Origin of the sequence: Pseudarthrobacter sp. fls2-241-R2A-168 (assembly GCF_030209335.1) — a bacterium.
In the GTDB taxonomy this organism is placed as follows: domain Bacteria; phylum Actinomycetota; class Actinomycetes; order Actinomycetales; family Micrococcaceae; genus Arthrobacter.
The window spans coordinates 1-7070 of sequence record NZ_JARVSG010000039.1; the positions used below are offsets into that span (position 1 = coordinate 1).

General features: G+C 61.1%; 5 protein-coding genes and 1 pseudogene. 3 read left to right on the forward strand and 3 right to left on the reverse strand.

Features of this window, described 5'->3' with window-relative positions; translation table 11 throughout:
• Positions 1 to 62 precede the first annotated feature (62 nt).
• The 3 genes from QRN11_RS19215 to QRN11_RS19225 all read left to right on the forward strand — a co-directional run bounded on the left by QRN11_RS19215 (position 63) and on the right by QRN11_RS19225 (position 3516).
• Positions 63 to 1523: a sugar ABC transporter ATP-binding protein gene (locus tag QRN11_RS19215; RefSeq protein WP_285314089.1), complete on the forward strand. Its 1461-nt coding sequence runs from the start codon at positions 63 to 65 to the stop codon at positions 1521 to 1523.
• A gap of 46 nt (positions 1524 to 1569) precedes the next feature.
• On the forward strand, positions 1570 to 2574 hold the full coding sequence (locus tag QRN11_RS19220; RefSeq protein WP_285314090.1) for an ABC transporter permease: 1005 nt from the start codon (positions 1570 to 1572) through the stop codon (positions 2572 to 2574).
• A gap of 324 nt (positions 2575 to 2898) precedes the next feature.
• On the forward strand, positions 2899 to 3516 hold the full coding sequence (locus tag QRN11_RS19225) for a cysteine hydrolase family protein (RefSeq protein ID WP_285314091.1): 618 nt from the start codon (positions 2899 to 2901) through the stop codon (positions 3514 to 3516).
• Positions 3517 to 3774: 258 nt separating this feature from the next.
• On the opposite strand, the pseudogene QRN11_RS19230 reads toward QRN11_RS19225, so the two are convergent.
• The 3 genes and pseudogenes from QRN11_RS19230 to QRN11_RS19240 all read right to left on the reverse strand — a co-directional run bounded on the left by QRN11_RS19230 (position 3775) and on the right by QRN11_RS19240 (position 6602).
• Positions 3775 to 5270 (reverse strand): annotated as a pseudogene (locus QRN11_RS19230) (NAD-dependent succinate-semialdehyde dehydrogenase).
• A 71-nt stretch (positions 5271 to 5341) separates the two neighbouring features.
• Entirely contained in the window at positions 5342 to 5533 is a 192-nt protein-coding gene (locus QRN11_RS19235) for a hypothetical protein (protein ID WP_502935055.1), read from the reverse strand.
• A 1-nt stretch (position 5534) separates the two neighbouring features.
• On the reverse strand, positions 5535 to 6602 hold the full coding sequence (locus QRN11_RS19240; protein WP_285314092.1) for an NAD(P)-dependent oxidoreductase: 1068 nt from the start codon (positions 6600 to 6602) through the stop codon (positions 5535 to 5537).
• Between the last annotated feature and the right edge of the window lie 468 nt (positions 6603 to 7070).

Genomic DNA, 7070 nt, shown 5'->3' on the forward strand with positions numbered 1-7070 from the left:
GGCGGACGACGCAGATGACACGCCCAAGCCGTACACACATTTTGGCCGCTAACCCAAATTCGGTGACTACAGGCTTCGAACGTGGAAAAATCACCGCCCTGCTCGGCATGAACGGCTCGGGCAAGTCGACGCTGATAAAGGTTCTCGCGGGAATTTACCGGCCTGACGCCGGTTCCCGTATCACGGTCGCAGGGAGGCTTGTTGAAGGTCAACTAACGCCACTACGTTCACATAAATTAGGGATGCGGTTCCTTCACCAGGAAATCGGTCTGGTGGAGGCGCTGACCATTTCGGACAATTTCGCCATGGTTGGGCGCTTCAAAGCCCGCTTCGCGTTGGGTCCCATAGCTCAGCGGGAGCAAGACGAATTCGTGGCCCAAATCCTCCACAGGTTCGACCTGAATGTGCACCCCAGGACGAAGGTCGCCGATTTGAGCCCGACTTTGCGGGCGATGGTCGGCATGGCCCGCGCATTCCAACACTCCGATGATGACGAGGACGTCTTTGCCAAGAACGTACTGGTCCTCGATGAACCGACAGCGACCCTTCCCACCGAAGAAGTGCACGCGGTCATGGCCACCGTTGAAAGGCTCCGTGACCATGGCGGAACAGTAATTTACGTCAGTCACCGCACAGACGAAGTAAAGCGCTTGGCGGACAATCTCGTAGTGCTTCGGGACGGTGAGGTCGTCGTCGAGGAGCCGGTGGCAAAGTTACAGATCCCGGACATCGTCTCGCGGGTAGTTGGCCAGGCCGTAGCAGCAAAAAAGCCCCGGGATACTGACTTGGGCGGGGCACCGGTTGTGTTGGAGGCTAATAATCTGTGCGGCACAAGACTCCGGGATGTCAACCTTCAGGTCCGGGCAGGGGAAATACTGGGCGTCGCGGGACTAGTGGGATGTGGGCGGAGCGAGCTGATCCGGCTCCTGTCCGGCGCACAAATGCCCGCCAAAGGGACGATGAAACTTGGCGGCCAGCCGTATCGTCCCAAACATCCCGGAACAGCGGTGTCCCGGGGCGTGGTTTCAGTGCCGCAGGACCGGCGCGTCGAGGGCTGCGTTCTCGGAATGGCCACCACGGATAACCTGACTATGGGTAGCCTGAGCGACTTCTTCAAAGGTGGCCTTCTGCGCCTGAAGACAGAATCCCTATCAGCAAAAGGCTTGGCCGAGACGTACCTGGTCAAAGCAGGGGACATCAGATCCCCAATTAGCACTCTCTCCGGAGGCAACCAGCAGAAGGTAGTGATCGCCAGGGCTGCCAGCCGCGCCACGGAGGTTCTCTTGCTCGACGAGCCCACGCAAGGCGTGGACGCCCTGGCCAAACAGGAAATCTGGGACATCATCCGAAACTTCGCAGCCACGGGAAATGCAGTCATCGTTGCATCAACGGACCTTGATGAGTTCGTCGGACTATGTGACCGCGTCATCATTATGGACCGTGGAGCCATAGCTGCCTCCGCCGAGGGACCCGAGGAAATTACCGAGAACAAACTTGCACTGCTGTGTGTTGGCGGGGACTGATGTATCCCCGCACGCGACAGCATCTACGAAAAGGACCACGTCAGCCATGGTTTCCACTAGCACCACGGTCCGGCCAACGCCGGAAACTGTCCGGACACGACCGGATTACACCGAACTTCTCACACGCTACGGCGTCATCGTTTTCCTGGTTCTTCTTGTGGCCGTTTTTGCTGCACTGATGCCCCGGACGTTTCCGACATCAGGAAACCTGCTGGCCGTCGTCGCCGACCAGTCCATCCCCGTTATTCTGGCACTGGCGGCCATTCTGCCGCTGGCAGCCGGCGAGTTTGACCTCTCGATCGCATCCGTCCTGGGCTTTTCTTCGATTCTCTCAATCGCCCTTTCCAATACCGGCATGCCGCTGCCTCTGGTACTGGCGGTAACGCTCTTTTTCGGCCTTCTAGTGGGAGCCGTAAATGCTTTCTTTATTGTAAAGATTGGCATCAATGCGTTCATCGGGACGTTGGCGATGGCAACTATTCTGGCTGGTTTGAACCTGCTGGTCACCAGCGGGTCACTTATGAACCTGGAGTCAGATGCCTTCACCAAACTCACAACGTTGCCCGGATCTCCCGTTCAGATCGTCGTCGGCTACGCCCTCGTTCTCGTCGTCGCGGTCTGGTACCTGCTGGAGCGCACGCCCTTTGGCAGGTATCTTCGGGCCACGGGTATGGGTCGGCCGGCAGCGCGTTTGAGCGGCGTCCGAACGGAACGTTATCTGACCGCGTCCTTCATGCTGGCAGCACTACTGGCCTCGTTCGCCGGGTTCCTGCTGGCGTCCCGGTCTGGAAGCGCTCCGCCGACTCTGGGACCGGAGTTTCTCTTGCCGGCATACGCGGCAGCGTTCCTAGGGGCGGCCACCATACGGCCCGGCTTTTTCAACGTGTGGGGGACAGTTGTCGGAGTCTTCCTGCTGGCCATAGGCAGTAACGGCCTGATCCTGATGGGCGCCCAGACATGGGTGGCAAACGTCTTCAACGGAGTGGCTCTACTTGCAGCCGTGTCGGTCTCCGTGATCGTGGCACGCAGAGGGGTCAACGGCCGGACCTGATACGCGGGGTCCTGGATCGACGAGGCGCGTGTTGACGACGGTGGACCTCTTGGGAGTTTGTGATACGGACCCTCTGCCCGCTGACCAAAAATAGAAATAATGCAAGAAAAGCTCCTCGTCTGCACGAACTGGGAAAAGTACCTCTTGGTCCACCCCTTCCCGTTCCTTAGTTTTAGGGTTTGACGTGGCAGCCATATCGAGGCCTGCCGCGTCATCCCCATCCGAAAGAGTTTTGTAACCCGGTGTTGCCGGCAGAACAGAAACCCGGCCGCGTCAAAGGCCTCCCATTTGGCGGCTGAAAATTTGAGAAGGGATAGAAACCACATGGAAATTAACCCGCGCAAGACGGCGGTCATAGCCATTCACTGTCAAGGGGATATCATCGGCGAAAGCGGCGCCCAGGCGCCCTTCTTTTACGAACAGGTACGCCAAAGGCGCATCGTGAGTCAAGTTCGCTCCCTCTTGGACCAAGCCAGAACAACCGGGGCAACCGTGATCTACACCCGCGTCGCCTTCAAGCCGGACTACAGCGACCTCAACGCGAATTCGCCGCTGTTGCAGGCCGTCGCGCAGGCGGGGTGCCTGAAGGACGGCAGCCCGCTGGCAGACATCGTTCCTGAACTAGCCCCCCAGGAGGGAGACAGCGTCATCACGCACACGCGTGTGGGTGGTTTCACTCCTGAACTGGCAGCGATCCTTGAAAAACGGAACCTAGACACCGTTGTTTTCTGCGGTGTGGCGACAAACGTGTCACTGGAAAGCACCGCCCGCGTCGCAACCGATCGCGGGTACCGCGTGGTCGTCGTCGAAGACGCATGTTCAGCTTCAACGCTGCAGGCACATCAAGCGAGCATCGAGTCATTGCGGCTGCTGGGTCAGATCGCCAACATCAGCGAGCTAGAGTGGATCCCTGCGGAGGACGAAGCGAACCTGCCCGCTTAGACCTTCATCCGGCAAAGGTACGGCGCCCGTGGTCGACGAACCACCGGCGCCGCGCTCTTGTCTTTAAGCCACCCCGACAAACGGCCGGCCATCAGCTACATCCGCGGCGTGTAGGACCCGCCTCTGCACGCCAGAGGGCATAGCCCAGTTCACCTGCGGGCAGCAATACCTGAGCCGGGAACCGTACCCTGGCGTCCAGCTCCCGCCGGGTAGCCTGCGCAGCGGCCGCTCGGAATGCGGTCGCTGCGCAGACTTTCCCTACCCGTTGTAGGGGTCGGCGATGCCGATGTACTGGGTGTAGAGGTATTCCTCGATGCCTTCAAGGCCGCCTTCACGCCCGAGGCCGGACTGCTTGACGCCGCCGAAGGGTGCTGCGGCGTTGGAGATGACGCCGGCGTTCAGGCCGAGCATGCCGGTTTCGAGTTTTTCGCCCATCCGGATGCCGCGGTTCAGGTCCTTGGTGAAGACGTAGGCCACGAGCCCGTATTCGGTGTTGTTGGCCAGGCGCACGGCGTCGTCTTCGGTGCTGAAGGTGATGATCGGAGCAACCGGGCCGAAGATTTCCTCGGACAGGATGCGGGTGCCTTCGGTGACGCCGGAGAGGATGGTGGGCTGGTAGAAGTAGCCCGGCCCGTCCACCGGCCCGCCGCCCAGGACGGCTTTGGCGCCGGAGGCGACGGCGTCGGAGACCAGTTCGTGGACCTTGTCCCGGCTCTTGGCATCGATCAGCGGGCCGACCTTGGACTCGGGCTCGGTGCCGCGGGCGGTGGTCATGTCCTTCATCTTCGCGGCGAACTTCTCCGCGAACTCGGCCGCGACGGACTCGTGGACGATGAACCGGTTCGCCGCGGTGCAGGCCTCGCCCATGTTGCGGAGCTTGGCGAGCATGGCCCCGGCGACGGCGGCGTCCAGGTCGGCGTCTTCAAAGACCAGGAACGGGGCGTTCCCGCCGAGCTCCATGGAGGTGCGCAGGACCGTCTCGGACGCGTCAGAGAGCAGCCGGCGGCCTACCTCGGTGGAACCGGTGAAGGACAGCTTGCGCAGCCGGGCATCCTTGATCAGCGGGCCGGTGGTGGGGCCGGCGCTTGAGGATGTAATGGTATTCAGGACGCCGGCGGGCAGGCCGGCTTCCATCATGACGGCGGCGAACAGCTGGGAGGTCAGCGGCGTGACTTGGCGGGTTTGAGGACCATGGTGCAGCCGGCGGCTACGGCCGGGGCGATCTTGCGGGTGGCCATGGCCAGCGGGAAGTTCCAGGGGGTGATCAGCAGGCAGGGGCCAACGGGCTTCTTGGTGACCAGCAGTCGGGACTTGCCGTCCGGGGACACGGAGTAGCGGCCGAAGGCGCGGACTGCCTCTTCGGAGAACCAGCGCAGGAACTCGGCACCATAGGTCACCTCACCGCGGGCTTCGGCCAAGGGCTTGCCCATTTCCATGGTCATCAGGAGTGCGAAGTCCTCCGCGCGCTCGGTGACCAGGTCAAAAGCCCGGCGCAGGATTTCGCCGCGTTCACGCGGCGGGACCTTCGCCCAGGACTCCTGGGCAGCGGCGGCGGCGTCCAGCGCCGCGGCGCCGTCCTCGGGACCGGCGTCGGCAATGCTCAACAACACCTTGCCCGTCGCTGGGTCCTCAACATCGAAGGTCTTACCGGATGTAGCCGGGCGCCACTCACCGTTGAGCAGCAGGCCGGTGGGAACAGAGGCCAGCAGGTCGCGCTCTCGGGTGGAGGTGGCGGTTGTTGCCGTAAGTGTCATTGTCTTCTTCCAGGAGGGTTGGAGCAGATACTGATGCTCGTCGAGTTATCTGCGGATGAGCGTGGGGTGCATTAGTAGGCTTTTACGCGTTGTTCGACGACGAGGTGAATGAGAGCGAAGGCGTTGTCTTCATCAATTGCCTTGAGGGCTGCCGACAGGGCGGCGGGGACGTCCTGGTCGCGTTCAACTTTGATTCCGAAGCCACCGAACGCCTCGGCCATCAGGGCGGGAGGCGGGTCGGGGATGGCTACATGTCCGAACAACTCAGGGGTGAGGGTTGACCCGGGTCATCTCGGCGATGCATGCCCAGTCCAGGTCGCGAAGATCAGGTCGCGCCAAAGCTCCTTGGAGCACGCTGCGCAGCACACCGACACTGGCGAGGCTAATACCTTTGGCCTGCGCGGCCTGCTCAGCCAGTGCGAGGTCTTTCAGGCCGAGATCGATACTGAAACCAGTGGGCCGGTAGGTTCTCGTGGCGATTAGCCGTCCGTAATTCGAGTAGGCCGTACCCGTATAAGACGAGTCAGTGAGGACATCAACAAAGAGCTCGGGATCCCCTCCAGCGCCTTCGATCATGGCGATGGATTCAGCGAGGGCCTGCAGTGTGTGTAGAAGGTTGTAATTCACGCCGATTTTCATGAGGTTGGCAACACTAGGCGTTGTCCCGACCACACGGACCCGTCGCCCGAACGCGGCAAGCAGTGGCCGGACCTTTGAAATTGCGGCTGAGTCGCCGGCCGCTATCACACTAAGGTCTCCAGTCGCTGCTGCAGCTGGTCGGCCGAGTACCGGGGCCGAGATATAGGAGATCCCGGCTTCAGTATGCGACTTAGTCAGCCGTTCTGCTGCGTCCAGACTGACGGTCGAGAGATTGACGTGGACTGAGTTAGGCGGAAATGAAACCAGCGAGTCCCTCCGGAAAACGGACTCCACCGACAGATCGTCGGGCAACATTGATAGGACTATGCCTGTCGATAGCACGTCAGCGAGGTTAGCAGCAGGCGTCGCACCGGCATTTACCAGTGCGTGATATGGGCCGTCGGAGCGGTTCCAAACTTTCACTGCGTATCCAGCTCGTAGCAGGCGCATGACCATAGGGCGGCCCATGGCTCCGAGGCCGATGAAGCCGACTTCTTGCATAGTGATCTCCGCGCCAGGGAGTCCGTTTTCGCAGATTCCGTCAAGCTCCGGATGCCACCAACCTTCCCAAGCGGAGGACGTCATGTGCCCCGTAGGGAATTTGTCTTCCGGGAGTCTCGTGTTGGTTGAATCAGCGTTGCTTACCGAGTGGGCGTTGGGACCGCCGTCCATGTTCTCCGTGAGGCTGCTCATGTCAGCCTTTGAGAGGAGTTGCGAGGGAAAGCGGCGGGTTGCTGATTCGACTTGGCGAAATCAACTGTGGCGGCGAGTGGGCTGGGAGATTGCTGCTGGGGATGTGCCTCTGGTGGGTGTGCGCATACTACCCGGAGGTCATAACCGGAGCTTTTCTCGAATATGGTTCTGGGGTCAATTCCGTCCGTCGCGATCCAGACGATTTCCCCCGAAGGGGTGGCATCGTCCACGATACCGCGTCGGATGGCAACGCCCTCTCTCAGGACCACCACCATCCCACCAATCGGACCATGCCATTCCTGGTGAGGATGTTTCCCCGTCCTATCCCGCGTATTTTCTGAGGAGTCGGGTCTGTCCCAGGGGTTGCTTGTAGCTCTCATCCGCATTGGACTAGCGGGCGCGGCCGGGAGTGGCCTGGCTGAATTCGACCTGTGCAAGGTCGGACCAGACGCTAGTGTACGGGCGTGA

Excerpts from the sequence above, each read along its gene's own strand:
- QRN11_RS19220 (WP_285314090.1), top strand. The coding sequence starts at position 1,570 with ATGGTTTCCACTAGCACCACGGTCCGGCCAACGCCGGAAACTGTCCGG.
- QRN11_RS19225 (WP_285314091.1), top strand. The coding sequence starts at position 2,899 with ATGGAAATTAACCCGCGCAAGACGGCGGTCATAGCCATTCACTGTCAA.
- QRN11_RS19240 (WP_285314092.1), bottom strand. The coding sequence starts at position 6,602 with ATGAGCAGCCTCACGGAGAACATGGACGGCGGTCCCAACGCCCACTCG.